Source organism: Nonomuraea sp. NPDC049625, assembly GCF_040675285.1.
GTDB classification, from domain to species: domain Bacteria; phylum Actinomycetota; class Actinomycetes; order Streptosporangiales; family Streptosporangiaceae; genus Nonomuraea; species Nonomuraea angiospora_A.
The window spans coordinates 318,280-343,550 of record NZ_JBFAOQ010000002.1 but is presented as its reverse complement, the minus strand read 5'-3'; the positions used below and the strand labels follow the sequence as shown (position 1 = coordinate 343,550).

Annotated in this window: 23 protein-coding genes; 10 read left to right on the top strand and 13 right to left on the bottom strand. The window is 71.0% G+C overall.

The features are described 5' to 3' along the window. Positions 1-20 precede the first annotated feature (20 nt). The 5 genes from carB to pyrR are packed head-to-tail and all read right to left on the bottom strand — an operon-like array spanning position 21 to position 7,140. Complete coding sequence (gene carB, locus AB0J87_RS08970; RefSeq protein WP_355191669.1) at positions 21-3,308, bottom strand: carbamoyl-phosphate synthase large subunit; 3,288 nt, start codon at positions 3,306-3,308, stop codon at positions 21-23. Next, positions 3,295-4,401, bottom strand: coding sequence for a glutamine-hydrolyzing carbamoyl-phosphate synthase small subunit (carA, locus tag AB0J87_RS08965; protein WP_363963629.1), 1,107 nt, complete (start codon positions 4,399-4,401; stop codon positions 3,295-3,297). The genes carB and carA overlap by 14 nt, the downstream gene beginning before the upstream one ends. Further along, positions 4,398-5,684 (bottom strand): dihydroorotase, encoded by a 1,287-nt coding sequence (locus AB0J87_RS08960; protein ID WP_363963627.1) that lies wholly within the window; start codon positions 5,682-5,684, stop codon positions 4,398-4,400. Before AB0J87_RS08960 ends, carA begins: the two co-directional genes overlap by 4 nt. Next, positions 5,681-6,598: an aspartate carbamoyltransferase catalytic subunit gene (locus tag AB0J87_RS08955; protein WP_350729083.1), complete on the bottom strand. Its 918-nt coding sequence runs from the start codon at positions 6,596-6,598 to the stop codon at positions 5,681-5,683. The genes AB0J87_RS08960 and AB0J87_RS08955 overlap by 4 nt, the downstream gene beginning before the upstream one ends. Further along, positions 6,595-7,140, bottom strand: coding sequence for a bifunctional pyr operon transcriptional regulator/uracil phosphoribosyltransferase PyrR (gene pyrR / locus AB0J87_RS08950; protein WP_185072969.1), 546 nt, complete (start codon positions 7,138-7,140; stop codon positions 6,595-6,597). Before pyrR ends, AB0J87_RS08955 begins: the two co-directional genes overlap by 4 nt. 205 nt (positions 7,141-7,345) lie before the next feature. Here pyrR and AB0J87_RS08945 point away from each other — a divergent pair, with 205 nt between their 5' ends. From AB0J87_RS08945 to AB0J87_RS08925, 5 genes are all read left to right on the top strand, one after another. Beyond that, on the top strand, positions 7,346-8,590 hold the full coding sequence (locus AB0J87_RS08945; protein WP_363963624.1) for an arginine deiminase: 1,245 nt from the start codon (positions 7,346-7,348) through the stop codon (positions 8,588-8,590). A gap of 11 nt (positions 8,591-8,601) precedes the next feature. Then, entirely contained in the window at positions 8,602-9,537 is a 936-nt protein-coding gene (arcC, locus tag AB0J87_RS08940; RefSeq protein WP_363963622.1) for a carbamate kinase, read from the top strand. Positions 9,538-9,547: 10 nt separating this feature from the next. Next, positions 9,548-10,969, top strand: coding sequence for an amino acid permease (locus tag AB0J87_RS08935; RefSeq protein ID WP_363963620.1), 1,422 nt, complete (start codon positions 9,548-9,550; stop codon positions 10,967-10,969). Further along, positions 10,970-11,827: a universal stress protein gene (locus tag AB0J87_RS08930; protein WP_363963618.1), complete on the top strand. Its 858-nt coding sequence runs from the start codon at positions 10,970-10,972 to the stop codon at positions 11,825-11,827. It abuts the gene before it with no gap. Between the two features lie 299 nt (positions 11,828-12,126). Next, complete coding sequence (locus AB0J87_RS08925) at positions 12,127-12,621, top strand: transcriptional regulator (protein WP_026214021.1); 495 nt, start codon at positions 12,127-12,129, stop codon at positions 12,619-12,621. Positions 12,622-13,538: 917 nt separating this feature from the next. Here AB0J87_RS08925 and AB0J87_RS08920 read toward each other — a convergent pair. The 3 genes from AB0J87_RS08920 to AB0J87_RS08910 all read right to left on the bottom strand — a co-directional run bounded on the left by AB0J87_RS08920 (position 13,539) and on the right by AB0J87_RS08910 (position 15,790). Continuing rightward, positions 13,539-13,925 (bottom strand): SAV_6107 family HEPN domain-containing protein, encoded by a 387-nt coding sequence (locus AB0J87_RS08920; protein ID WP_350729075.1) that lies wholly within the window; start codon positions 13,923-13,925, stop codon positions 13,539-13,541. A gap of 473 nt (positions 13,926-14,398) precedes the next feature. Further along, on the bottom strand, positions 14,399-14,590 hold the full coding sequence (locus tag AB0J87_RS08915; protein WP_185072964.1) for a ferredoxin: 192 nt from the start codon (positions 14,588-14,590) through the stop codon (positions 14,399-14,401). Between the two features lie 6 nt (positions 14,591-14,596). Beyond that, positions 14,597-15,790 (bottom strand): cytochrome P450, encoded by a 1,194-nt coding sequence (locus tag AB0J87_RS08910; RefSeq protein WP_350729073.1) that lies wholly within the window; start codon positions 15,788-15,790, stop codon positions 14,597-14,599. Between the two features lie 96 nt (positions 15,791-15,886). Here AB0J87_RS08910 and AB0J87_RS08905 point away from each other — a divergent pair, with 96 nt between their 5' ends. Beyond that, positions 15,887-16,504: a TetR family transcriptional regulator gene (locus AB0J87_RS08905; RefSeq protein WP_363963615.1), complete on the top strand. Its 618-nt coding sequence runs from the start codon at positions 15,887-15,889 to the stop codon at positions 16,502-16,504. A 50-nt stretch (positions 16,505-16,554) separates the two neighbouring features. Further along, the gene (locus AB0J87_RS08900; protein WP_363963613.1) at positions 16,555-17,073 is read left to right on the top strand and encodes a hypothetical protein; all 519 of its coding nucleotides are present in this window, start codon (positions 16,555-16,557) and stop codon (positions 17,071-17,073) included. Between the two features lie 66 nt (positions 17,074-17,139). Here AB0J87_RS08900 and AB0J87_RS08895 read toward each other — a convergent pair whose 3' ends face one another. Together AB0J87_RS08895 and AB0J87_RS08890 are read right to left on the bottom strand one after the other, a co-directional pair. Further along, a complete protein-coding gene (locus AB0J87_RS08895) occupies positions 17,140-18,873 on the bottom strand; it encodes a hypothetical protein (protein WP_363963611.1) in 1,734 nt (577 codons plus the stop codon). Positions 18,874-18,996: 123 nt separating this feature from the next. Beyond that, positions 18,997-19,725 (bottom strand): L,D-transpeptidase family protein, encoded by a 729-nt coding sequence (locus tag AB0J87_RS08890; RefSeq protein WP_363963609.1) that lies wholly within the window; start codon positions 19,723-19,725, stop codon positions 18,997-18,999. A gap of 199 nt (positions 19,726-19,924) precedes the next feature. Here AB0J87_RS08890 and AB0J87_RS08885 point away from each other — a divergent pair, with 199 nt between their 5' ends. Together AB0J87_RS08885 and AB0J87_RS08880 are read left to right on the top strand one after the other, a co-directional pair. Beyond that, complete coding sequence (locus AB0J87_RS08885) at positions 19,925-20,401, top strand: YbaK/EbsC family protein (RefSeq protein ID WP_350729065.1); 477 nt, start codon at positions 19,925-19,927, stop codon at positions 20,399-20,401. 10 nt (positions 20,402-20,411) lie between these two features. Next, positions 20,412-20,972, top strand: a complete 561-nt coding sequence (locus AB0J87_RS08880) for a GNAT family N-acetyltransferase (protein ID WP_363963607.1) — start codon at positions 20,412-20,414, stop codon at positions 20,970-20,972. A 924-nt stretch (positions 20,973-21,896) separates the two neighbouring features. Here AB0J87_RS08880 and metF read toward each other — a convergent pair. Next, positions 21,897-22,817, bottom strand: coding sequence for a methylenetetrahydrofolate reductase [NAD(P)H] (metF, locus tag AB0J87_RS08875; protein WP_363963605.1), 921 nt, complete (start codon positions 22,815-22,817; stop codon positions 21,897-21,899). 169 nt (positions 22,818-22,986) lie between these two features. Between metF and AB0J87_RS08870 the strand changes: the two genes are divergently transcribed. Continuing rightward, positions 22,987-24,054 carry a polyprenyl synthetase family protein gene (locus tag AB0J87_RS08870; RefSeq protein ID WP_363963603.1) on the top strand — a complete coding sequence of 356 codons (1,068 nt, stop codon included), beginning with the start codon at positions 22,987-22,989 and terminating at the stop codon, positions 24,052-24,054. 210 nt (positions 24,055-24,264) lie between these two features. Here the strand turns inward: AB0J87_RS08870 and thiE are convergent, their stop codons facing one another. Next, a complete protein-coding gene (gene thiE / locus AB0J87_RS08865) occupies positions 24,265-24,903 on the bottom strand; it encodes a thiamine phosphate synthase (protein WP_363963601.1) in 639 nt (212 codons plus the stop codon). Further along, the gene (locus tag AB0J87_RS08860; protein WP_350729058.1) at positions 24,881-25,255 is read right to left on the bottom strand and encodes an Rv2175c family DNA-binding protein; all 375 of its coding nucleotides are present in this window, start codon (positions 25,253-25,255) and stop codon (positions 24,881-24,883) included. Before AB0J87_RS08860 ends, thiE begins: the two co-directional genes overlap by 23 nt. Positions 25,256-25,271: the final 16 nt, after the last annotated feature.

The following is a 25,271-nucleotide window of genomic DNA, read 5'->3' as shown; positions in this document are numbered from 1 at the left end:
TCTTCACCTCCCGTGCGGGGTCAGCCCCGGAGTGCCTGTGCGTGCTCCTGGAGCGACCGTACGCCGACATCGCCGCGCACGATCGCCTGGATGCCCGCCGCCGCCGCGGCGAGCCCTGAGACCGTGGTGATGCACGGGATGCCGCGCAGCACCGCGGCGGTGCGGATCTCGTAGCCGTCGAGGCGCGGCCCCGACTGCCCGGGGCTGCCGAACGGCGTGTTGACGATCAGGTCGACCTCGCCGTCGAGAATGGCCTGCACGCTCGTGCGCTCACCTCCGGGACCAGGACCCTCGCTCTGCTTGCGCACGATCTTGGCATGGACGCCGTTGCGGCGCAGCACCTCGGCGGTCCCCTCGGTGGCCAGGATCTCGAATCCGAGATCCGCGAGCGCCTTCACAGGGAAGATCATGGCACGCTTGTCCCGGTTGGCCACCGACACGAACGCGCGTCCCTTGGTCGGCAGCTCGCCGTAGGCGCCCGCCTGGGACTTGGCGTACGCGATCCCGAAGAACTCGTCGATGCCCATGACCTCGCCCGTGGAGCGCATCTCGGGCCCCAGCACGATGTCCACGCCCCGGAAGCGGTTGAACGGCAGCACCGCCTCCTTGACCGCGATCGACGCGTCCAGCGGCAGAGTCCCGCCGTCGCCGGTCGCGGGCAGCATGCCCTCCTCGCGCAGCGAGGCGATCGACGCGCCGAGCATCACCCGGGCCGCCGCCTTGGCCAGCGGCGCCGCCGTGGCCTTGGACACGAACGGCACGGTGCGGCTGGCCCGCGGGTTGGCCTCCAGGACGTAGAGGACGCCGGCCGACATCGCGTACTGGACGTTCAGCAGGCCGCGCACGCCCACCCCGGCGGCGATGGCCTCGGTGGCGGCGCGGATGCGCTTGATGTCGTGGCTGCCGAGCGTGATGGGCGGCAGCGCGCACGCCGAGTCGCCGGAGTGGATCCCGGCCTCCTCGATGTGCTCCATGACACCGCCGAGATAGAGCTCCGAGCCGTCGTAGAGGGCGTCGACGTCGATCTCGATGGCCTCGTCCAGGAACTTGTCCACCAGCACCGGGTGGCCGCCCTCCTGGGCCGCCATGTACGTCGTCAGCGTCTCGTCGTCGTACACGATGGCCATGCCGGCGCCGCCGAGCACGTAGGACGGCCGGACGAGCACGGGGTAGCCGATCTCCTCGGCGATCTCCCGGGCCTCGGCGACGGTGAGCGCGGTGCCGTGCTTGGGCGCGGGCAGCCCCGCCTCGGCCAGCACCCGCCCGAACGCGCCGCGCTCCTCGGCCAGGTGGATCGACTCCGGCGAGGTGCCGACCACGGGCACGCCCGCGTCCTTGAGCGCCTGCGCCAGCCCCAGCGGCGTCTGGCCGCCGAGCTGCACGATCACGCCCGCGACCGGGCCTGTCTGCTGCTCGGCGTGGACGACCTCCAGCACGTCCTCCAGCGTGAGCGGCTCGAAGTAGAGCCGGTCGGAGGTGTCGTAGTCGGTCGAGACGGTCTCCGGGTTGCAGTTGACCATGACGGTCTCGAACCCGGCCCTGGACAGCTCGAACGAGGCGTGCACGCACGCGTAGTCGAACTCGATGCCCTGCCCGATGCGGTTGGGCCCGGAGCCGAGGATGATGACCTTCTCGCGCTCGCCGTAGGGGACCTCGTTCTCCTCGTCGTAGGTGGAGTAGAGGTACGGCGTCTTCGCGGCGAACTCGGCGGCGCAGGTGTCGACGGTGTTGTAGACCGGGCGCAGCCCCAGCGCGTGGCGCAGGTCGCGGACCCGGGCCTCGTCGATGCCGCGGATCTCGCCGATCTGCGCGTCGCTGAACCCGTGCCGCTTGGCCCGCTCGAGCACCTCGGAGGTCAGCTCGGCGGCGGCGGCGACCTCCCCGGCCTCCTCGTGGAGCAGGAAGAGCTGGTCGACGAACCACGGGTCGACGCTGGTCGCCTCGAACACCTCCTCGGGCGTGGCGCCCGCCCTGATGGCCTGCTGCATCGTGCGCAGCCGCCCGTCGTGCGGGGTGCGGCAGCGCTCGAGCAGCTCGGCCTTGTCGCCGCTCTCGCCCGCCCAGGTGAAGGCGGACTCCTTCTTCTCCAGCGACCGCAGGGCCTTCTGCAGCGCCTCGGGGAAGGAGCGGCCGATGGCCATGGCCTCGCCCACGGACTTCATGTGCGTGGTGAGCGTCTGGTCGGCGCCCTTGAACTTCTCGAACGCGAACCTCGGCACCTTCACCACGATGTAGTCGAGCGTCGGCTCGAAGGAGGCCGGGGTCTCCTTGGTGATGTCGTTGGGGATCTCGTCGAGGGTGTAGCCGATGGCGAGCTTGGCCGCGATCTTCGCGATCGGGAACCCGGTGGCCTTGGAGGCCAGGGCGCTCGATCGGGACACGCGCGGGTTCATCTCGATGACGATCATGCGGCCGGTGCGCGGGTCGACCGCGAACTGGATGTTGCAGCCGCCGGTGTCGACGCCGACCTCGCGGATGACGGCGATGGCGACGTCGCGCATGTTCTGGTATTCGCGGTCGGTCAGGGTCAGCGCGGGCGCGACGGTGACGCTGTCGCCGGTGTGGACGCCCATCGGGTCGATGTTCTCGATGGAGCAGACGATGACGACGTTGTCGTGCTTGTCGCGCATGACCTCCAGCTCGTACTCCTTCCAGCCGAGGATCGACTCCTCCAGGAGCACCTCGGTGGTCGGAGAGGCGTCGAGCCCGGCGCCGCCGATGCGGCGCAGGTCGGTCTCGTCGTAGGCGAAGCCGGAGCCGGCCCCGCCCATGGTGAACGACGGCCTGACCACGACCGGGTAGCCCAGCTCGCCCGCGGCGGCCAGGCACTCCTCCATCGTGTGGCAGATGGCCGACCTGGCCGACTCGGCGTTGAGCCCGCGCTCGCGGGCGACCTTGGCGACGATCTCCTTGAACCGCTCGCGGTTCTCCCCCGCCTGGATCGCGTCGAAGTCGGCGCCGATCAGCTCGACGCCGTACTTCTCCAGCACGCCCGACTCGTGCAGCGCGACCGCGGTGTTGAGCGCGGTCTGCCCGCCCAGGGTCGGCAGCAGCGCGTCGGGCCGCTCCTTGGCGATGATCTTCTCGACGAACTCGGGGGTGATCGGCTCGACGTACGTGGCGTCGGCGAACTCGGGGTCCGTCATGATCGTCGCCGGGTTGCTGTTGACCAGGACGACGCGGAACCCCTCGGCCCGCAGCACGCGGCACGCCTGGGTGCCGGAGTAGTCGAACTCGCACGCCTGGCCGATCACGATCGGCCCCGAGCCGATCACCAGGACGGACCTGATGTCCTCACGCTTGGGCACGGCTCATGACCTCACAGAACTCGTCGAAAAGGTAGGCGGCGTCGTGGGGGCCCGCGGCGGCCTCCGGGTGGTACTGGACGCTGAAGGCCCGCCCGTCGAGCAGGCGCAGCCCCTCCACGCAGCGGTCGTTGAGGTTGACGTGGCTGACCTCGGCCTGACCGTACGGGGTCTCGAACGGCGCGTCGAGCGGCGCCCGCACGGCGAACCCGTGGTTGTGCGCCGAGATCTCGACCTTGCCGGTGCGCACGTCCTGGACGGGCTGGTTGACGCCCCGGTGCCCGTAACGCAGCTTGTAGGTGGAAAGGCCCAGGGCCCGCCCGAAGAGCTGGTTGCCGAAGCAGATCCCGAAGAACGGGACCCTGGCCTCCAGGACCCCCCGCAGCGCGCTCACGTCCGCCGTGGCGGGGTCGCCGGGCCCGTTGGAGAAGAAGACCCCGTCCGGCTCGACCGCCATGATCTGCTCGTACGTGGCCGTCGCGGGCAGCACGTGCACCTCGCAGCCACGCTCGGCCATCCGGTGCGGCGTCATGCCCTTGATGCCGAGGTCGACGGCCGCGACCGTGAACCTCTTCTCGCCGATCGCCGGCACGACGTACGGCTCGGCGGTGGCCACCTCGGCGGCCAGGTCGGCGCCCTCCATGCGGGGCGACTGCCGCACGCGCTCGACCAGCTCCTCGACCGGCACGGTGGGCGCGGTGAAGATGCCGGCGCGCATGGCGCCGCGCTCGCGCAGGTGGCGGGTGAGCGCGCGGGTGCCGGAGATGGCGATCCCGACGACGCCCTGCTCCTTGAGGTAGTCGTCGAGCGAGCGGTTGGCCCGCCAGTTGGAGACGACCCTGGACGGCTCGCGCACGACGTAGCCGGCGACCCAGACGCGCCCGGACTCGGGGTCCTCGTCGTTGACGCCGGTGTTGCCGATGTGGGGCGCCGTCATGGCGACGATCTGCCGATGGTAGGACGGGTCCGTGAGGGTCTCCTGGTAGCCGGTCATGCCGGTGTTGAAGACCATCTCGCCGAACGTCTCGCCCTCGGCGCCGTACGGACGTCCCTGGAAGACGCGGCCGTCTTCCAGGACGAGCACCGATGTGTTCAAACCAGCTTCCCTTCGAGAACGGTCGCCCTGCCGCGCAGGAACGTGGCCACCACCCGGCCGGGCAGCGTCATCCCCTCGTACGGGGTGTTCCTGCTCTTCGACGCGAATGCGGACGGATCCACCTCGGTGCGCACGGACGGGTCGTACAGCGTGATGTTGGCCGGGGCGCCCACTTCCAGCGGCTGCCCCTGGCCGCCGAGCCGGCCGATGCGGGCCGGGACGACGGACATGCGCTGGGCGACGCCCGCCCAGTCGAGCAGCCCGGTCTCGACCATGGCCTCCTGGACCACGCTGAGCGCCGTCTCCAGGCCCACCATTCCCATGGCCGCGGCCGACCACTCGGTCTCCTTGTCCTCGACCGGGTGGGGGGCGTGGTCGGTGGCGACGATGTCGATCGTGCCGTCGGCCAGCGCGGCCCGCAGCGCCTCGACGTCCGCGCGGGTGCGCAGCGGCGGGTTGACCTTGTAGATCGGGTTGTACGCGCCCACCGGGGACTCCTCGACCAGGTCGTCGGTGAGCAGGAGGTGGTGCGGGGTGACCTCGCAGGTGACGTTCCAGCCCTTGGACTTGGCCCAGCGGATGATCTCGACCGAGCCGGCCGTGGAGACGTGGCAGATGTGCAGCCTGGAGCCGACGTGGGCGGCCAGGAGGCAGTCGCGGGCGATGATCGCCTCTTCGGCGACCGCGGGCCAGCCGGTCAGGCCGAGCCTGCCGGAGATCACACCCTCGTTCATCTGGGCCCCGGAGGTGAGCCTGGGCTCCTGGGCGTGCTGGGCGATGACGCCGTCGAACGCCTTGACGTACTCCAGGGCGCGGCGCATCAGCACGGCGTCGTCCACGCACTTGCCGTCGTCGGAGAAGACCCGCACGCGGGCGGCCGAGTCGGCCATCGCGCCCAGCTCGGCGAGCTGCTTGCCCTCCAGGCCGACGGTGACGGCGCCGACGGGGTGCACGTCGCAGTGCGCGAACTCGCGCCCGAGCCGCCACACCTGCTCGACGACCCCCGCGGTGTCGGCGACCGGCGAGGTGTTGGCCATGGCGTGCACGGCGGTGTAACCGCCCCGGGCGGCCGACTGGGTGCCGGTCTGCACGGTCTCGGCGTCCTCGCGGCCGGGCTCGCGCAGGTGGGTGTGCAGGTCCACGAGGCCGGGCAGCGCGATCGCGCCGCCGCCGTCGACGGTCTCGGGCCCCTCCAGGCCCGGCCCGATCTCGGCGATCATCCCGTCGGCGACGCGGATGTCGACGGGTTCCCCACCCAGAATCCTGACATTGCGAATAATCACGCGCTCTCTCCCCCAAGCAGCAGGTACAGCACCGCCATGCGAATGGTCACACCGTTGGCGACCTGCTCCACGATCGTGGAGCGCGCCGAGTCGGCCACCTCCGCGGCGATCTCCATGCCCCGGTTCATCGGCCCGGGGTGCATCACGATGGCGTCCTCGGGCATCTTGGCGAACCGGTCCCGGTCCAGGCCGTACCGGCGTGAGTACTCCCGCTCGCTGGGGAAGTAGGCGGCGTTCATCCGCTCCTTCTGCACCCGCAGCATCATCACCACGTCCGACTTCGGCAGCACTGCGTCCAGGTCGTAGGAGACCTCGCACGGCCAGGAGCCGACGGAGACGGGCAGCAGCGTCGGCGGCGCCACCAGCGTGACGTCGGCGCCGAGCGTGTCGAGCAGCAGCACGTTGGAGCGGGCGACCCGGCTGTGCAGCACGTCGCCGACGATCGTGACCTTGCGCCCTTCGAGGCTGCCCAGACGGCGGCGCATCGAGAAGGCGTCGAGCAGCGCCTGCGTGGGGTGCTCGTGGGTGCCGTCGCCGGCGTTGACGACGCTGCCGCGCACCCAGTTGGCCAGGCGGTGCGGCGCGCCGGAGGCGCCGTGGCGGATGACGACCGCGTCGGCGCCCATGGCCTCGAGGGTGAGCGCGGTGTCCTTGAGCGACTCGCCCTTGGAGACGCTCGACCCCTTGGCCGAGAAGTTGATCACGTCGGCGGACAGCCGCTTGGCCGCCGCCTCGAACGAGATGCGCGTGCGGGTGGAGTCCTCGAAGAACAGGTTGACCACGGTGCGCCCGCGCAGCGTGGGCAGCTTCTTGATGGAACGTTCCGAGACCCTCGCCAGCTCCTCGGCGGTGTCGAGGATGAGGAGCGCGTCGTCCTTGGTGAGGTCGCCCGCGGAGATCAGGTGGCGGTTCACTTGGCGTCCCCCTTCATGAGGAGCACGGCGTCGCGGCCGTCGATCTCCTGCAGGTAGACCTTGACCTTCTCGCTCTTGGCCGTCGGGAGGTTCTTGCCGACGTAGTCGGCGCGGATGGGCAGCTCGCGGTGGCCGCGGTCGACCAGCGTGGCCAGCTGCACCGCGGTGGGCCGGCCGAGGTCGTTGAGCGCGTCGAGCGCGGCGCGCACGGTGCGGCCGGAGTAGAGGACGTCGTCCACGAGCACGACGACCCTGCCGTCGATGCCGTCCGGCGGCAGCTCGGTGCGGCCGAGCGGCCTGGCGGGCTTGAGCCGCAGGTCGTCGCGGTACATCGTGATGTCGATGGAGCCGACGGGGATCTTGACGCCTTCGAACTGCTCGATGCGGTCGCCGAGCCTGCGGGCCAGCGTGGCGCCGCGGGTCGGGATGCCGAGGAGCACGACGTCGTCGGCGCCCTTGGTGCGCTCGAGGATCTCGTGCGCTATACGGGTAAGGGCCCGATGGATGTCGGGGGCCTCGAGGACAGCCCTGGAATCGGACATGGCGAATCTCACCACCTTTCCCGCCTCACGGGACGGGTCTTAAAAGGGTGCTGGTCGGCACACACAGTACCAGGGGCTACCAGGAACAACGCGAGTGGGCTCCCGTGGCGTCACGAAGCTTCATCGGGGTACGGATGGCGTACCGGCTTCCTCGGGGAGACGCTGATACTGCCCGGGGAAGCCGCCAGGAGGGGATGCTGCGAAGATGGCCTTTCACGTCGATTCCGAGGTCGGACGCCTGCGCCAGGTGCTCGTTCACGGGCCGGACCGGGCGCTCAGACGGCTGACCCCGTCCAACAAGGACGCGTTCCTCTTCGACGACGTGCTGTGGGTCCAGCGCGCGATGGAGGAGCACGAGGAGTTCCAGCGGGTGCTGACCGGCCGCGGCATCACGGTCCACCTGCTGGCCGACCTGCTCAGGGAGACCGTCGACATCCCCGAGGCGCGCAAGCACATCCTCGACGCCGTCATCGACGAGCGCTGGCTCGGCCCCGGCGCCACCGACGACGTCCGCAACATCCTCGACGGCATGGACTCCGCGACGCTGCAGGTCTACCTGACCGGCGGCATCACCAAGGGCGAGCTGCTCGAGAAGGGCTGCGGCCCCGGCTCCGTGACCTTCCACACCATGCGCGACGACGACTTCATCCTGCCGCCGCTGCCCAACCACCTCTTCACCCGCGACACGTCCTGCTGGATCTACGACGGCGTGTCGATCAACGCGATGAAGAAGAAGGCCCGCATGCGCGAGACGGTCAACATGGAGGCCGTCTACATGTACCACCCGACGTTCGCCGACGGCTTCAACCGGCCCGGGCAGGGCGGCTTCCACTGCTGGATGCCGGGCCAGCCGGTCGCGCCGGCGACCATCGAGGGCGGCGACGTGCTGGTCCTCGGCAGGGGCGCGGTGCTGATCGGCATGAGCGAGCGCACCCAGCCGCAGGCGGTGGAGATGCTGGCGCAGCGGCTGTTCGCGGCCGGCTCCGCGCGGAGGATCGTGGCGCTCGACATGCCGAAGGCGCGGGCGTTCATGCACCTCGACACCGTGATGACGATGCTGGACGTGGGCGTGTTCACCCAGTACGCGGGTCTCGGGATGCTGCCCGCGTACACCATCGAGCCCGGCGAGACGCGCAAGGAGCTCAAGGTCACCGACCACCCGCCGCAGGACATGCACCGGGCCATCGCCCACGCCATCGACCTGCCCGCCATCACGGTCCTGACGCCCACGCAGGACCTCCACGCGGCCGAACGGGAGCAGTGGGACGACGGCTGCAACGGGCTGGCGCTGGAGCCCGGCGTGGTCGTCGCCTACGAGCGCAACACCACCACCAACGCCTACCTGCGCGACAACGGCATCGAGGTCATCACGATCAGGGGCAGCGAGCTCGGCCGGGGACGCGGCGGCCCGCGCTGCATGAGCTGCCCGCTCGAACGCGACGGAGTCTGAGGAGGGGCCGGATGCGGGTCATCGTCGCTCTGGGCGGCAACGCGGTGCTCAGGCGCGGCCAGGCGCCGGACGCGGACGTCCAGCGGGCCAACGTCCGCGCGGCCGTCAAGACGCTCGCCCGGCTCGCCGACCGGCACGAGCTGGTCATCACCCACGGGAACGGCCCGCAGGTCGGCCTGCTGGCCCTGGAGAGCGCCGCGGACCCCAACCTGACCAGGCCGTACCCGTTCGACACGCTCGGCGCGCAGACGCAGGGCATGATCGGCTACTGGATGCAGCAGGCCCTGCAGAACGCCCTGCCCGGCCGGCAGGTCCTGGCCATGGTCACGCAGACGCTGGTGACGGCCGTCGACCCCGCGTTCGAGCACCCGACCAAGTTCGTCGGCCAGGTCTACGAGCGCGAGGAGGCCGAGAAGCTGGCCGCCGAGTACGGCTGGACGGTCCGGCGGGACGGCGACCGCTGGCGGCGCGTCGTGCCGTCGCCGACCCCGCGCCGCATCGTCGAGACCCGGCTGATCCACCAGATGATCCGCGAGGGCGTCATCGTGGTGTGCGCGGGCGGGGGAGGCATCCCGGTCGTCCGCGACGAGCGCGGCCGGCTCACCGGCGTGGAGGCGGTCATCGACAAGGACCTCACCGCCTCGATGCTGGCCGAGGCCCTGGAGTGCGACGCGTTCCTCATCCTCACCGACGTGCCGCGCGTCATGCGGGGCTTCGGCACGCCGCACCAGACGGAGATCGCCCACACCACGCCGCACGAGCTGCGCGCCCTGGAGTTCCCCGCGGGGTCGATGGGGCCGAAGGTGGAGGCGGTGTGCCGGTTCGTGGAGACGACCGGCGACATGGCCGCGATCGGAAAACTCGACGAGGCCGAGCGCATACTCGACGGCGCAGCGGGAACGATCGTGACACCCAACGGCAGGTGGCCGCTGACGAGCACGCTGTAGGGGGTGTCCCGTGACACTGGCCCAACGGCTCTTCCGCACCAAGCCCACGGAGCGCATCATCGCGGAGGGCGGTCACGGCGAGGGGGGCGAGCTGCGGCGCACCATGTCGCTCTGGCAGCTGACGCTGTTCAGCGTGGGCGCCACGCTCGGCACCGGCATCTTCGTCATCCTGGGGCAGGCGGTGCCCAAGGCGGGGCCGGCGGTGGTGGTGTCGTTCGTGCTGGCGGCGATCACGGCGCTGTTCTCGGCGCTGTCGTACGCCGAGCTGGCCGGGACGATCCCGGTGTCCGGCTCGTCCTATTCCTACGCGTACGCGACGCTGGGCGAGCTCGTGGCGTGGATCTGCGGCTGGTGCCTCATGCTGGAGTACGCCGTGTCCGTGGCGGCGGTGGCCGTGGGCTGGGGCGAATACCTCAACTCGTTCCTGCGCTCCCTGTTCGGCTTCACGCTGCCCGCGGCGATCACCCGCTCCCCCGGCCAGGACGGCGGCGTGATCAACGTCACCGCGATCGTCATCGTCCTGCTCGCCACGTGGCTGCTGCTGTACGGGGCCTCGGAGAGCGCCACGGCGAACGCGATCTTCGTGATGATCAAGGTCGTGGTGCTGCTCTTCTTCTGCGTGGTGGCGTTCACCGCCTTCCAGGCCAAGAACTTCACGCCCTTCGCACCCCTGGGGGTGGCCGGCATCACCGCGGCGGCCTCGCAGGTGTTCTTCTCCTACATCGGCTTCGACGCCGCCTCCACCGCGGGCGAGGAGGCCAAGAACCCCAAGCGCGACCTGCCCCTGGCGATCCTCCTGTCACTGGTCATCGTGACGGCCATCTACGTGCTCGTCGCGATGGCCGCCATCGGCGCGATGCCGTGGACGCAGTTCGACGCCAAGCACACCGAGGCGAGCCTGTCCTACATCGCCGACCTGGCCGTCGGCGCCACCTGGCCGGGCCTCATCGTCTCCTTCGGGGCGGTCATCGCCATCGCCAGCGTCGTGCTCACCGTCATCTTCGGCCAGACCCGCATCCTGTTCGCCATGTCCCGCGACGGGCTGATCCCGCGCGTCTTCCAGCGGGTCGACATGCGCCACCAGGTCCCCGTCGCGAACACCCTCATCGTCGCCGCGTTCATCTCCGTGCTGGCCGGCCTGGTGCCGCTCGGCCAGCTCGCCGAGGCGACCAGCATCGGCACCCTGTTCGCCTTCGCCATCGTGAACGTCGGCGTGCTCGTCCTGCGCTACCGCAGCCCCGAGCTGCCGCGTACCTTCCGCACGCCGCTGTTCCCCGCCACGCCGGTGCTCGGCGCCGTCTTCTGCCTCATCGTGATGGCGGGCCTGGCCGGGGCCACCTGGGTGGCGTTCGGGCTGTGGATGCTGGTGGGGCTGATCTGCTACTTCCTGTACGGCTACGGCCATTCGCGGCTGAATGCCGAGGTGAGCTGAATGAAGCTCAAGAACGTGCTGGCCGGCTGCATCCCGGAGCCCAGGGGCAGGGACGGGCTGGCGCTGGGCGCGCTGGTCAAGGAACAGGTGCACGGGCATCTGACGGTGGCCTACGTGCAGCCGCCCGCGTGGTCCGCGCCCGGACCGGCCAGGGCCGAGGAGAGCGCGTGGCGCGCGTACCTGATGGAGCAGGCCGACGCGACCCTCTGGCAGGCGCGCGAGCTGGCCGGCGACGACGCCGACTACGTGGTCCACACCCACAAGGGCAGCGGGCGCGGGCTGGTGGAGCTGGCGCGCAGGCGCGGCGCCGATGTCGTGGTGATCGGCTCGGCCTCCGGCGGCGGCAAGGGCCGCATCACCGTCGGCAGCACCGCCGACCAGCTCCTGCACTCGTCCTCCGTTCCCGTGCTGCTCGCCCCGCGCGGCTACGGCGACAAGCCCCCCGCCGCCTTCGAACGCCTCACCGTCGCCTACCGGCGCAGCCCCGGCTGCGACGCGGCGGTCAAGGACGCGGCGGCGGTGGCCGCGTCGCTGGACGTGCCCATGCGGCTGGTCACGCTGGTGATCAGCAACGGCAGGCGCGCCAGGATCGAGGAGGAGATGCTCGTCCGCCTGCGCGACGAGGCGGCCTCCAACCTGCGGGCGGCGGCCCACGGACGGCCACGCGTGGAGGTGGAGGTGCTGGAGGGCCGCAACGTCGCGCAGGCACTCGGTGCGACCTCGTGGCTCCCCGGCGAGATGATCATATGCGCTTCCAGCGCCACCGGGCCACTCAGGCGGGTCTTCCTCGGAGACACCTCGATCAAGATCGTACGGGCCGCGACCTGCCCTGTCATGATTCTCACGCGGCAGACCTAGGGCGGGGAAATTTCTCGTCAAACTCTGACGAAGTAGCGTTACCACTGGGACATGAGGGGCGATTGCGGCGATCCCTACCGGATCGGATTCGGCATCTTTTTTCCAATCAGCTTGACCTCAGGCGTCCGCCCCTTTACCGTCACTGTGCGTAACCACACCTCGCGGCGTTCTGGGGTAAACCTGGGGCCATGGCTACCGATGGTGCCGGGCTTGGCACCAGACCCCCCGGTGGCTAGGGCATACGCCGCAAGGGAGCACAATCTACTGAGAGCGATACATACAAGACCGGGGGCCACACAATGCCGTCTGAGTACGCAAAGTCGCTGGGTGCACGACTCCGCGCCATACGCACCCAGCAGGGCCTGTCCCTGCATGGAGTCGAGGAAAAGTCGCGTGGCAGGTGGAAAGCCGTGGTCGTGGGCTCGTACGAGCGTGGCGACCGTGCGGTGACCGTACAGAAGCTTGCCGAGCTTGCCGACTTCTACGGGGTGCCCGTATCCGAGCTGCTGCCGGGCGGAGCCGCGCCCAGCCCGCTCGGACCGACACCCAAGCTTGTGATCGACCTGGAGCGCCTGGCCACGCTGCCGAAGGAGAAGGCGGGGGCACTCGCCCGCTACGCCGCCACCATCCAGAGCCAGCGCGGTGACTACAACGGCAAGGTGCTGTCGATCCGCCAGGAGGACCTGCGCTCGCTTGCCGTGATCTACGACAAGTCGCCCAGCGAGCTGACCGAGGAGCTGATCAGCTGGGGCGTTCTCGACGCCGAGGCCCGCCGCGCCGTCGAGTCGTTCTGAGGCCGTCCCTCTCCCCTGAGGTCGCCCCCTCCCTCCGAGGCCGTCTCACCCCGCTCTGAGGCCGCCTCGCGCGCCTGAGGGCTCGCCACCGCCACGCGGCCGGCGAGCCACCCGGCATCGAGCGCCCTTCCCTGGCCCGCCGCGCTTTCCGAGCGGCATGGAGCCTGGTTTCGCGCCACCGTGGACACATTCCGTCCCCGCACAGGGCGGCCGTCCCGGAAAGCGCTTACTGGCGTGTGGGGGTCCACGTTGGAGCACCACCGAGCGAGCGGGATCGGTGGTGTGCGCCGACGTACGTCCCGGCCATAGGGCCGTCACATCGGCGCTCAGCCGCACGGAAGCCCCGCTCCGGCACGACCGCCAGGGCGGGGCGAACTGAGGTCCACTCGCGGCAGACCACCCGCCGGGCTGAGGTCCACTCGCGGAGGGACCACCCACCGAGCTGAGGTCCGCCTGCTGGGGCACCCACCGGGGCAGGACGGGCCGAGGTCAGCCGTCAAGGGACGCCCGCCGGGGCTGGGTCGGGCGGGCACGCCGCGCAGGCGCGCGTCTGCGGCTCGGCCGGAAGCTCGTCGGCGGTCGGCCGCGTTACGGCGCGGCAAGAGCCGGTGGGCCGCCAAGGGGACATCCACCGGGATCCACCGGGATCCACCGGGGCCGTATCGTCGGCGACCGGTCGCGCGAAAGCCGCGTTCGAGCGCGGTGCAGCGACCTCGGAACCCGGCGCGCCCCGGACGCCGCGGTCAGCCCGGCGCTGGGATCAGCCCGGCGCTGGGATCAGCCCGGCGCTGGGGTCAGCCCGGTGTGCCAAGGACTGGGATCAGCCCGGCGCATCCAGGCCGCGGTCAGCCCGGCGACGGGGAACGTCCACCCGGACCATGAAGGTGAGATCAGCCCGGTGAAGGGACGTCGGAGGGTCAGCCTGCCAGCGGGACGTTGACGGGCAGTTGGGGCTGGGCCGGCATGCCGAGCAGGTCCTCCACCGTGGAGACGAACGTCTCCGCCTCGGCCAGGAGCTCGTCGGCGTCGGCCGCGCTGACCCGGCTGACCATGCCCGCCTCGGCGGCGGCGCGCTTGGCGGCGCTCACCGAGAAGTAGGCGGCCCACTCGGCCAGGCGCGGCTCGGCCTCGGGCAGCAACTCCCAGGCGCTCCGCAGGCGGCGCCTGCGGCCTTCCATGGGACGGGGACGGGCGGCCAGTATCGCCGCCGCCGCCCGAAGAGCTGCCAGGTGGGCGGCCACGTATCGGGATGCCGGAGTGCGAGCGCCGGTCGCCTCCGCCAGGCAGGAACGAGAATCGGTCAAGTGTGCCCGAACCGCAGGCGACAGCCGGGGCCCGGGCGTTTCTCTAGGCCGTGGTGCCATCTTGCGCGCCTCCTTGGAGTCGTGGGCGGCCGCCGGCGTCTCCGCCGGCGGTGCCAACAATCGCAGACCCCACCGACATTTCCACCGGGCTGGCCGGACGTGGAGCTTCCCCACTCCCCGTCCGGCCAGGGCACGCCCACTCGTCTCCGCCGACGACGAGGACGTGCCCTTCGCCCATGGAGCCTGGCCGCGGGGGAACGCTTGGGGAAGCGAACGGCCCGCGACCAGGTCCTGGTGACGTTGAGCCGCGAGCCCCACCGTCACTACGTCGAACATAATTTCGATCACCCTCGGTGTCAACCGATTCCACGAACACAGGTTCGACGAGTATGAGTCCGAAGGCGCGAAAAAGCCGTCGCCGCGGAGAGCTTGCGGCGACGGCCGGGTGGTTCAGGAGGACGAAAGGACGGTCGTCAGACGACCGAGATGGCGCCCGACGGGCAGAGGGTCACGGCGCGACGGACGCCGTCCTCCAGCTCCGCGGGAGGCACCTTCTGCAGGAGCACCACCGTGCCCTCGTCCTCACTCTGGTCGAACACTTCCGGCACCGTCAGCGCGCACATGCCCGCCCCGATGCACACCGTCGTATCTGCCTTGATTTCCATGGTGACCTACCAAGTGACTGGGAGGCGGTGCACTCCATAGATGCTCATGTCCGAGCGCATCGGCACCTCCTCGGGTGTTACGGCCAAGCGTAGACCTGGGAAGCGGCGCAGCAGCGCAGGGTACCCGATGCGCATCTCGATGCGGGCGAGCTGCTGCCCCAGGCACTGGTGGATGCCGTGGCCGAAGGTCAGGTGCCCGCCCGCGGGCCTGGCGACGTCGAGCCGGTCACCGTCGGGGAAGCGGGACGAGTCGCGGTTGACAGTGGGCAGGTGGAGCGCCACGCACTCGCCCGCCTTGATGAGGTTGCCCTCGATCTCGACGTCCTCCAGCGCGGTGCGCATCGGGCCGAGGTGGATGATCGTGAGGTAGCGCAGCAGCTCCTCGACCCCGTTCTCCACCACCGACGGGTCGTCGCGCATGGCGGCGAGCTGCGCGGGGTTCGTGAGCAGGGCGTACGTGCCGAGCCCCAGCATGTTGGCGGTCGTCTCGTGCCCGGCCACCAGCAGCAGCAGGGACACCCCGGCGAGCTCCTCGTCGTTCAGCTCCCCGCCCTCGATGAGCCCGCTGATCAGGTCGTCGGCCGGCTCCTTGCGCTTGCGCTGGACGAGTCCGTACATGAACGCCGTGATCCGGCCGAGCGCGGCCATCGCGTCCTCGGCCTTGGACTCCAGGTTGACCAGGAGCTTGGTGTCCTCCTGGAACTGCCCGCGGTCCTCGTACGGCACCCCGAGCAGCTCGCAGATCACCAGCGACGGGATCGGCAGCGCGAACTTCTCGACGAGGTCCACGGGCCCGCCGGCGGCGGCCATGTCGTCCAGGCAGGCGTTGGCGATCTCCTCGACCCTGGGTTCGAGCATCTTCATCCTGCGCACGGTGAACTGGCCGGTCAGCAGCCTGCGGAAGCGCGCGTGCTCGGGCTCGTCCATGCGCAGGAAGAACCCGGGCGGCGTCTTCGCGTCCTTCTGCATCCTCATCCGGAGCAGAGAACCCTCGATCGGCGGGTGCGCGAGCTCTGAGCGGTTGCTGAAGCGCGGATGCGCGAGCACCGCGCGGGCGGCGGAGTAGCCGGTCACCAGCCAGCCCCGGTGGCCGTCGGCGAAGGTCATACGGTGCATGTTCGCCCGTTCTCGCAGCTCAGTGGCTTCGTCGGGCGGATCGAACGGGCGCTGCCGGTCGGTGGGAAACGTCACATCGGACATGTTTCGGCTCCTTTCCGAGCTTCACCTCCAGAAAACCTCATTCATTGCAAAATTTCAATGCATGAAAATCATATATGCATGCAGTATAGTTCCGTCATGGTGGATAACGGCGGCGTGGGACTGCGGGAGCGCAAGAAGCAGCGCACGCGCCGGGCACTGGTCGAGGCCGCGCTCCGGTTGTTCGACGAGAAGGGCTTCGACGAGACCACACTGGCGGAGATCGCCGCGGAGGCCGACGTGTCGACGCGCACGTTCTTCAGCTACTTCGCGAGCAAGGAGGACGTGGTCTTCTACGACTCCGCCCGCAAGATGGAGCTGGCCGCCGCGGCGATGGCCGACAGGGCTCCCGGCGAGTCGCCGGGCGACGTCCTCCTGCGGATCGTGGAGGAGAGCCTGACCTGGCTGACCACGTACGAGGAGCTCACGTTCGAGGACGCGGAGCTGCGGATCCGGCTCGTGCTCAAGGAGCCCACGCTGCGGGCGCGGGCGCTGGTGATGCTGCTCGAGAGCCAGACCACGCTGGCCCGGGCGCTGCGGGAGGCCTACCCCGAGCTGGACCCGGTGGAGGCGGCCGCCGCGGTGGGCGCGATGTTCGGGGCGGTGAAGCTGGCGATCGTCGCCGACCTCGGCCACGACCTGTCCGCGGAGCAGATGTCGAGCACGGCGCGCCGGGCGGCCGAGATCACGCTCGCCGGCCTGCGCTCCCTCGGATAGCTCCGGATGCCCGCTGTCTGAGAAGCTGTCCGGAGCGGAGAGGGGGGCGGATGGCGGGCAAGAGGCGGCTGATCGATTTCGTCCTGCCGGCGCTGGGGCCGGTCCTGGCGGCGGCGTACGCGGGGGTCAACCACGTGGCCATCGAGGCGGCCGTCAAGGCGCAGATCGCGGGCCCGGAGTGGGCGGGCGGCCGGCTCGCCGCCGACGGGATGACGGGGCTGGGCAGGGACGCCTGGCGGCTGGTCCTGGCCACCGCCGTGATCGTGGGGGTCCTGGGAGTGGTGTACACCGTCATCGGCGTGCTGCTGCGGCGGGGCGGCCGGGGTCGCACGCCCCTGCTCGTGCTGTCGGGCGTCCTGATCGTCCCGTACGCCCTCGCGGTCCTCGTCGCGCTGGTCAATCCCGCCAGGGCGCTGGCGGGGCTCTACGACACCCCAGACTTCGCCGGCGGCCTTCCCGGGTGGCAGTCGGCCACCGTACTCGTCCTGGTGGCGGCCGGGCTGGCACAGGCCGCGGGGGTGGCGATGGCCGCCGCGGAGGGCAGGCGGGCCGCGAGCGCCCGGACCTGAGGTCAGGCGGGCCGCGGGCGCCCGGGCCTGAGGTCAGGCGGGCCGCGGGCGCCCGGGCCTGAGGGCTCAGCGGCAGCCGTCGTTCGACCAGGTCGTCCAGCCCATCTGGGCGCCGCCGCGTCCCGTGGCGGCCCAGCCCGCCGGCGGAGCCGTCCCGTACGGGACCACGGCCGTGCACGCGCCCGCCGGGGGCCGGCCGTGGTAGAGCTCGATCCGGGTCCACGACACCCGGTACGACAGCGGCACCCAGATGTTCCACCGCACCCGCCGGTCCACCGCCACTCGTCCGGGAGGCGGCGCGGGCAGCCAGTCCACGCCGCCCGACGGTCGGGCGGGCGCCTGCCCGGCCGTGAACGCGATGTCGATCAGCGCCAGCACGCCCACCACCAGCAGCAGCCTGGCCCGGCGCGCGGTCAGGAAGGCCGCCCCGGTCAGGCAGGCCAGCAGGATCAGGGCGGGCATGGAGGCCTCGACCAGGTTCAGCGCGTCGTTCTCACCCGTGAGAAAGATCACTTCGGGGAAGTCGAACGCGATGAACGCGTACCGCTCCAGCCGGTCCCCCGCGTACCAGGCGGCCACCCCGCCGGTCACCGCCATCAGCCCGGCGGCGGCCAGCGCGTGCCGCACCACGGCCAGGCGCCCACCCTTGATCAGGACGATCAGGCCGGCGAGCGTCCAGGCCACGGCGACGCAGGCCAGGTAGCGCCCGTAGACGTAGTTGCCGACGCGGTGCTCGTCCGGGAGGGCGGCCGAGGAGGCGTACGCGATGCCCAGGGTCGTCAGCAGCAGCGTGCCCGCCAGGACGCGGTGCGCGTACGGCGCGGACCGCCGTACCAATGTGGCCGCCGCGCCCGCCAGCCCGACGCCCGCGAGTCCCCAGGTGCCGGCGACGAGGTACCAGAGCTGCCCGACCGCCCCCGACAGCGCCCACGCCTGGCCTTCGAGGCTCATGAGCCTGGACACCAGCAGCCCCGACAGGTCGCGGGGCCCGCCCGGATACAGCGCGGCGCCCAGCGCCCCGTTGAGCGCCTTGCCCGCCACCGCGACCACGGCCGCGCTCACCAGCGCCGCGACCGCCGGACCCACCGCCCTCGCCGGCCCCGCCGCATCCGCCGGACCCACCGCCCTGCCGCGGCCCGGCACCACCACCCCTCTGCGGACCCACACCACCACGACGACCAGCACGCAGACCGCCAGGACCACGGTCCCCCGCAGATGGGCCGCCATCGCGAACGCCGCCAGCGCGCCCGCCACCGCCCCGGCCCGCGCCGACCCGTACGCGACCAGGTCGTGCAGCGCGAGCAGCCAGGCCAGGACGAGCACGGGCAGGATCGCGTCGGTCAGCGCCAGCCCGGAGAACACCACCAGCGCCGGCGACAGCGCCGCGACGAACGCCGTGATCAGCGCCGCCCGCCCGCCCAGGCCCAGCCGCCGCAGCAGCAGGTACGCCAGCGGGTACGCGCTCGCCGCCGCCATCGACCCCACCCCGGCCACCAGCCGGTACGCCAGGACGGGGTCGGAAGTCAGCCAGAAGGCCGGGACCAGCAGCAGCGGATAGCCGCCCTGGTAGAAGGTCGAGCCGGTGAGGTCGGCGCCCGGTCCGCCGGCCAGCCAGCGGGCGGCGAGGAGATATCCGGTCTCGTCCGGGTTCGCCACCGGTCCCGTGTGATACCGGTACAGCCACAGCCGTAACGCGACGTGGGCGACCCACCCGGCCGCCAGCAGCCACCACAGGCGGGCCCGTCCCGTATGCCGCGCCGTCGTGTGAACGGGCGCCGGCGTCATGAACGCAGTCGTCATGCTCTCCCCCCAAGAAAGTCAGGAGGGAGTCCAGCAAAGGCGGCATAACGGGCCCGTCACCGCTTCTGGTTATGCGGGCGTTATGCCGCCGGCGACGCGGCGGGCGTGCTCAGAACGCGCGTCTCAGAGCCGCTTGAACCTGCCCCGGACGTGCACCGGAACGCCCTTGCCCAGCATCCCGGGCAGGACCTCGGCCACGTTCATCGGCATGCGCACGCATCCGTGCGAAGCCGGATACAGCGGCACCGACAGCGCGCCGTGGAAGGCGATGCCGCCGTTGAAGAAGATCGGGTTGTAGAGCTGCCCCAGATACGACTTGTGCCAGCCGCGAGCGCGCCACGTCGTCGCGTAGTCGCCCGTCGGCGTGGTGGCCGAGCCGCAGAACCGCTGCTGCTTGCCCTGCCACGCGGCGGTCTCGCAGTAGGGGACGCCGCTGCCGGAGGACACGTGGGTGATCAGCTTCACCTCGCCGTCCACGTACAGGACCATGATCTGCTTGGTGAGGTTGACCTCGGCGCGGGTCGGCTTGCCGTTCCTGACCAGGACCTGCGGCGACCTGGGGGTCTCCAGGGCGTCCCACGTGCGCCTGGCGACGGTGCTGGTCGGCTTGATGCCGTTCACCTTCTGGAACGCCCACACGGCCGCCAGCGTCGCGCCCCCGTACCGGCCGTCGGCCCTGCCGGGGCGGTAGCCGAGCTGGGCCAGGCGCCTCTGCAGCCACTGGACGGACTTGCCCTTGGCGCCGAGCCTGAGCGTCTTGCGCGGCGCGGTGACCGTGGCGGAGGTGATGGCGGCGGGACCGGATCGGGCTCCCGCGGAGGTATGTGTGGCGGTCGGGGACGCCGTCCTCATGGACGCCGTCGAACGATGCAATCCATGCGTGCCGCAGCCCGAGAGTGCGACGGCGCCTGCCGTCAGGAGAGCAGCCACTCCGGGCAGCCGTCGAGCCCCCACCAGTACCACCTCGCATACCATGAGCAAACGATCAGTTGACCTTATACCACTCATCATGAATCGGTAATGAAGCGGTCAACCTGTTTAGAGTGTGTCCATGTCTGAGAAGTTGCCGTCCAACGCGGTCGTCGTTCAATCCGCCCTGCGCGAACTGGGGGCGGACGGTGAGGTCATCGTCCTGCCCGAGAAGGCGCCCACGGCGGCGACCGCCGCGGCCCAGGTCGGGTGCGAGGTCGGGGCCATCGCCAACAGCCTGATCTTCGACGCGGACGGCGCGCCGCTGCTCGTGCTGACCAGCGGGGCGCACCGCGTGGACGTGGAGCTGATCGCCCGCACCGCGGGGGTCGGGAAGGTACGCCGGGCGACGCCGGAGTTCGTGAGGGCGGCGACCGGCCAGCCCATCGGCGGCGTGGCCCCGGTGGGGCATCCGGCGCCCGTGCGGACCCTGGTGGACAACTGGCTGAGCAAGCACGAGGTGGTGTGGGCGGCCGGGGGGCATCCGCTGACCGTGTTCCCGACGACGTTTGACGAGCTCGTGCGGATCACCGGCGGTACGGCGGTGGACGTCGAGTAGTGTGCGACGGGTGATCGAGTTTCGCGGGGCGGGGCCGGCCGAGTTCGTCGAGCGGCTGGACACGGTGATCGACGTCTACGCGGCTGCCATGAACCCGCCCGCGGACCAGATCAACGGCCGCAAAACCATCATGCGAAATCACGCGACTTATCCCCATTTTCAGTGTTATTTCGCAGAATTGCGCGATCCGTCCCTTTCCACCCCCCTCACCGTCGGCTTCGCCTACGGCTTCCGCGGCACCCCCGGGCAGTGGTGGCACGACGTGGTCTTCCGCGCCCTGACGGACCGGATCGGCCAGGAGGCCGCCACCGCCTGGCTCGGCTACGCGCTGGAGCTGGCCGAGATCCACGTCCACCCGGACTTCCAGAGCAAGGGCATCGGCCGCGCCATGATCCGTACCCTCTGCGCGGGCCGCCCCGAGCGCTCGGCCGTCCTGTCCACCCACGACCAGCCCACGGCCGCCCGCCACCTCTACGCCAGCATGGGCTTCACGGACCTGCTCACGAGGTTCATCTTCCCGGGCGGCTACGAGGACTACGCCATCATGGGCCGCCCCCTGCCCTTGACGTGAGGATCACGTCCCTGACGAACCCGTGACCATTGGGTTTGTCTGCCGACCACTTGGGGCACCATCCATTACGCAAGGTAGTCACCCCTTTACTGACCGTCTACTGTCCCCTGCCCGTCACCCGCCCGGTCCCCCTGCGGGCGGGTGACGGGCCCCTTCCCTCCCACCGCACTCACCACCCCGACGAACCCCACGGCAACCGACGACCGACGGTCCCGATGCTGCGGGCAACGACCCGGGTGGAGCCAGCACTCCGAGGCGACGGCCCGCGGGACCCAGCGCTGCGAGCGACGGGCTCGTGCCCGGTCCCACGGCGCGGCGGCAAAAGGACGGCCAGCGAAACGCGAAGCGACGCGCCCAACCCCAGCGCGCTTCCCCCACCCGACATCCGGCCCCGGCTTCCGGCCCCGCCCAGCGCGCCTCCCACCCAGCGTGCGGCCCAGGTCTGTGCGGCCCTTCCGGCGCCGGTGCGGCGAGAAGGGGGTCGGCGGATCCCGGCGCAATGCGTGCGGCGAGTGCCCGACGTGCCGCCCCGGCCCACCGTGGCGCCCAGATCCGCGCACTCCCCTGGCGCCGGTGCGGCGAGGAGGCGGTCGGTGGGACCCGGCGCAATGCGTGCGGCGGGAAGATGGGCGGCGGGAGCGGCGCAATGCGTGCCGCGGTGGGGGCGGTGGGGGCGGCGCAATGCGTGCGGCGCGTGGGCGGTGGGGTGGCGCAGTCGGTGCCGTGGGTGGGAGGCGTTGGGGGCCTTCGTCGGGCGATCTTGCCCACCGCTCAGGGTCAACGCTTGTGAACCCCCGAAGAGGGTCCACGTTGCGCCGTTGCGGCGGCCGGCCACGTGCGGGTCAGCGGGCGTCTTCCTGGAGGCCACCGGCCACGGGCGGCGGGTGGCGCCGCCCGTGCTCCGCCGTAAAGAACGAAAGGTTTTCAGGCGGAAAGGGGCACCGCGTCGAGGCGTTGGAAGACCTCGCGCGACGCGCTGGAGCGGTTGAAGGTGATGAAGTGGATGCCCGGCGCGCCCTCGTCGAGCAGCCGCCGGCACAGCTCGGCCCCGTGCTCGATGCCCAGCCGCCGCACCGCCGCAGGGTCGTCCGCGACCTCCTCGAAGCGGGCCGCCACCTCCGCCGGGAACGGCGCTCCCGACAGCTGCTCCGAGCGCGCGATCGTGCTCATCTGCGTCACCGGCATGATGCACGGGATGATCGGCGTGTCGCACCCCCGGGCCGCCACCCGGTCGCGCAGCCGCAGGTAGTCGTCCGCGCGGAAGAACATCTGCGTGATCGCGTAGTCGGCGCCCGCCTCGCACTTGCGCACGAAGAACTCGGTGTCGCTCTCGATGGACGGCGAGCGCGGGTGCTTGTACGGGAAGGCGGCGACGCCGACGCAGAAGTCGCCCGCCTGCCTGATCAGCCGCACCAGCTCCTCGGCGTAGAGGACGCCTTCGGGGTGCTGCAACCACTCGGCCGTCGGGTCGCCAGGCGGGTCGCCGCGGACGGCCAGGATGTTGCGCACCCCGGCGTCGGCGAAGCGCCCCACCAGGTGACGCAGCTCGCGGATCGAGTGGTTGACCGCCGTGAAGTGCGCCACGGGCGTGAGCGTCGTGTCGTGGGCGATCCGCTCGACGATGTCGACCGTGCGGTCACGCGTGGAGCCGCCCGCGCCATAGGTCACCGACACGAACGTCGGCCGCAGCGACTCCAGCTCCCTGATCGCCTTCCAGAGCTGCCGCTCTCCCTCGTCGGTCTTCGGCGGGAAGAACTCGAAGGAGAACGACCGGCCACCGGCGGCGAGCATGTCGCGGACGGTGGGAACACGATCGGGCAGGATGGAGGGTCGACCAAGCGCCATGTGCCAAGGTTACAGGGACCTCACCGACTCAAGGTCACGGCCGTGTCACCCCTGCCGCCACAGCCATGTCACCGGCACGAGCGGCACATCACCGTCCACGCCACCTCAGATGCCCCTATTAGGACACCTGCACATCCGCTCCCCCGCACGCGGCCACTAGTCTCAAGGCATGACCACTGACGCCGTTGGCATGAACACCCTGCGCACACAGGTGGAGCGTGCCCTCGGAGAGTTCGTCGAACGACAGCTGCCCGCCCCCGGTGACCCCGAGCTCGAGCCGCTGCGCACAGCCGCCGACGAGTTGCTGGCCGGCGGCAAACGGCTGCGTCCGGCGTTCTGCTACTGGGGCTGGCGCGGCGCGGGCGGCACGGACGTGCCCGCGATCTTCACCGCGGCGGCCTCGCTGGAGCTGCTGCAGGCCAGCGCGCTGGTGCACGACGACGTGATGGACAAGAGCGACCTGCGCAGGGGCATGCCGTCCGCGCACCGCCGGTTCCAGGCGCTGCACGAGAAGTCCGCCTGGTACGGGTCCGCGGAGCAGTTCGGCGAGGGCGCGGCGATCCTGCTGGGCAACCTGCTGCTGATCTGGTCGGGCGAGATGTGGCGCACCAGCGGTCTGCCGCCCGAGTCCCTGGCGGCGGCCCAGCCCGTGCACGACCACATGCGTACGGAGCTGATGTGCGGCCAGTACCTCGACCTGCTGGAGCAGGCGCACGGCGAGAACACGTTCGAGTCGGCGCTGCGGGTGGCGCTGTTCAAGAGCGGCAAATACTCGGTGGAGCAGCCGCTCAGGCTCGGGCTGGTGCTCGCCGGCGGCAAGCTCGCGCCCTGGATGGACGAGCTGTGCACGGGCTACGGCACGCGGGTCGGGATCGCGTTCCAGCTGCGTGACGACATCCTGGGGGTGTTCGGCGACCCGGCGCAGACGGGCAAGCCCGCCGGAGACGACCTGCGGGAGGGCAAGCGGACGATGCTCGTGGCCCGCACGCTGGCTGCCGCGTCCCCGGGTGCGGCGCAGACCGTCCGGCGGCTGCTGGGGGATCCCGGGCTGGACGAGCACGGGGTGGAGACGCTGCGGCAGATCATCGACGAGACGGGCGCGCTGCAGGAGTGCGAGGACCTGATCGGCGACTATCTGGGGGACGCGCTGTCCGCGCTGGACGAGGCGCCGATCACGGCGGAGGCGCGCGCGGCTCTGACGGAGCTGGCCATCGCCGCCACCTCCCGCAAGACCTGACCTGACCTGCCCGGGGATCGCCGCCTTGGGCCCGGGCCTCCGACTCGGAGGCGCCCGTGTGGTGGCGGGCGCCTCGTGGGTCGCAGGGCCCCGTACGGCCGGGCGGCCTCCTGTGGTCAGGTGGCCGCCGCGGTCAGGGGCTCATGTCGGTCAGGGGCTTGTCGGTCAGGGGCTTGCCGGTCACGGGCTTGTCGGTCACGGGCTTGTCGGTCAGGCGGAGGACAGGCGCTTGGCGAACTCCGCCGCCGCCGCGCCCGGGTCCTCCGCGTCCGTGATCGCGCGTACGACCACCACGCGGCGCACGCCGTACGACATCACCTCGTCCAGGTTCGCGAGGTCGATGCCGCCGATCCCGAACCACGGCCGCGAGGTCTCCAGCGCCGCCGCGTGCCGGAGCAGCGGCGGGCCGGGGGCCGGGCGGCCGGGCTTGGTGGGCGTGGGCCAGATGGGGCCGCAGCAGAAGTAGTCGACGCCCGGCTCCGCTGCCGCGGCGGAAGCCTCGGCCACGGAGTGGGTGGACCGTCCGATGACGATGTCGTCGCCGAGTATCTCTCGCGCGACCGTCACAGGAAGGTCGTCCTGCCCCAGGTGGAGCACGTCGGACCGGGCGGCGTAGGCGACGTCCGCCCGGTCGTTGACGGCCAGCAGTTTGCCGTGCCGGTCGCAGGCGTCGCGGAAGACCTCGAGGAGCGCGAGTTCTTCGCGGGCCTCCAGACCCTTCTCCCGCAGCTGGATGATGTCCACGCCGCCGGCCAGCACCGAGTCGAGGAACTCCGCCAGGTCGCCGCGGTCGCGGCGGCCGTCGGTGCAGAGATAGAGGCGGGCTTCAGAAACCGAGGGCTTGGGCACGCCGCTTGACCTCAGTATGACGGCCGGCCTTGATCGCCTCGATGGGCGATCCGGGCAGGGACTCGTCAGGGGTGAAGAGCCAGCGCAGCGACTCGACATCGTCGTAGCCGGCGTCCAGCAACACGGTCAGCGTGCCGGGCAGGCCCTTCATCACATCCTTTCCATCGAGGAACACAGCGGGCACCTGTGGCCCGCCGCCCCCCCGGCGTACGCCGAGCAGCTTGTGGTCCTTGAGGAGTTGCTTGGCCCGCCCGATCGGAAGGTCTAGGCGCGAGGCCACTTCGGGGAGCGTGAGCCACTCGTCGACGAGTTGGTCGGTCTCCCGGTCGATCTGTGCAACAGAAAGCGTCACGAAACCACAACTACCA

Bases quoted from the DNA above. Each gene is read 5' to 3' on its own strand.
- AB0J87_RS08930 (WP_363963618.1), top strand. From the start codon at position 10,970: ATGAAGCTCAAGAACGTGCTGGCCGGCTGCATCCCGGAGCCCAGGGGC.
- AB0J87_RS08895 (WP_363963611.1), bottom strand. From the start codon at position 18,873: ATGACGACTGCGTTCATGACGCCGGCGCCCGTTCACACGACGGCGCGG.
- AB0J87_RS08925 (WP_026214021.1), top strand. From the start codon at position 12,127: ATGCCGTCTGAGTACGCAAAGTCGCTGGGTGCACGACTCCGCGCCATA.
- AB0J87_RS08945 (WP_363963624.1), top strand. From the start codon at position 7,346: ATGGCCTTTCACGTCGATTCCGAGGTCGGACGCCTGCGCCAGGTGCTC.
- AB0J87_RS08870 (WP_363963603.1), top strand. From the start codon at position 22,987: ATGACCACTGACGCCGTTGGCATGAACACCCTGCGCACACAGGTGGAG.
- pyrR (WP_185072969.1), bottom strand. From the start codon at position 7,140: ATGTCCGATTCCAGGGCTGTCCTCGAGGCCCCCGACATCCATCGGGCC.
- AB0J87_RS08890 (WP_363963609.1), bottom strand. From the start codon at position 19,725: ATGAGGACGGCGTCCCCGACCGCCACACATACCTCCGCGGGAGCCCGA.
- metF (WP_363963605.1), bottom strand. From the start codon at position 22,817: ATGGCGCTTGGTCGACCCTCCATCCTGCCCGATCGTGTTCCCACCGTC.
- AB0J87_RS08915 (WP_185072964.1), bottom strand. From the start codon at position 14,590: ATGGAAATCAAGGCAGATACGACGGTGTGCATCGGGGCGGGCATGTGC.
- AB0J87_RS08910 (WP_350729073.1), bottom strand. From the start codon at position 15,790: ATGTCCGATGTGACGTTTCCCACCGACCGGCAGCGCCCGTTCGATCCG.
- AB0J87_RS08905 (WP_363963615.1), top strand. From the start codon at position 15,887: ATGGTGGATAACGGCGGCGTGGGACTGCGGGAGCGCAAGAAGCAGCGC.
- AB0J87_RS08900 (WP_363963613.1), top strand. From the start codon at position 16,555: ATGGCGGGCAAGAGGCGGCTGATCGATTTCGTCCTGCCGGCGCTGGGG.
- AB0J87_RS08885 (WP_350729065.1), top strand. From the start codon at position 19,925: ATGTCTGAGAAGTTGCCGTCCAACGCGGTCGTCGTTCAATCCGCCCTG.
- arcC (WP_363963622.1), top strand. From the start codon at position 8,602: ATGCGGGTCATCGTCGCTCTGGGCGGCAACGCGGTGCTCAGGCGCGGC.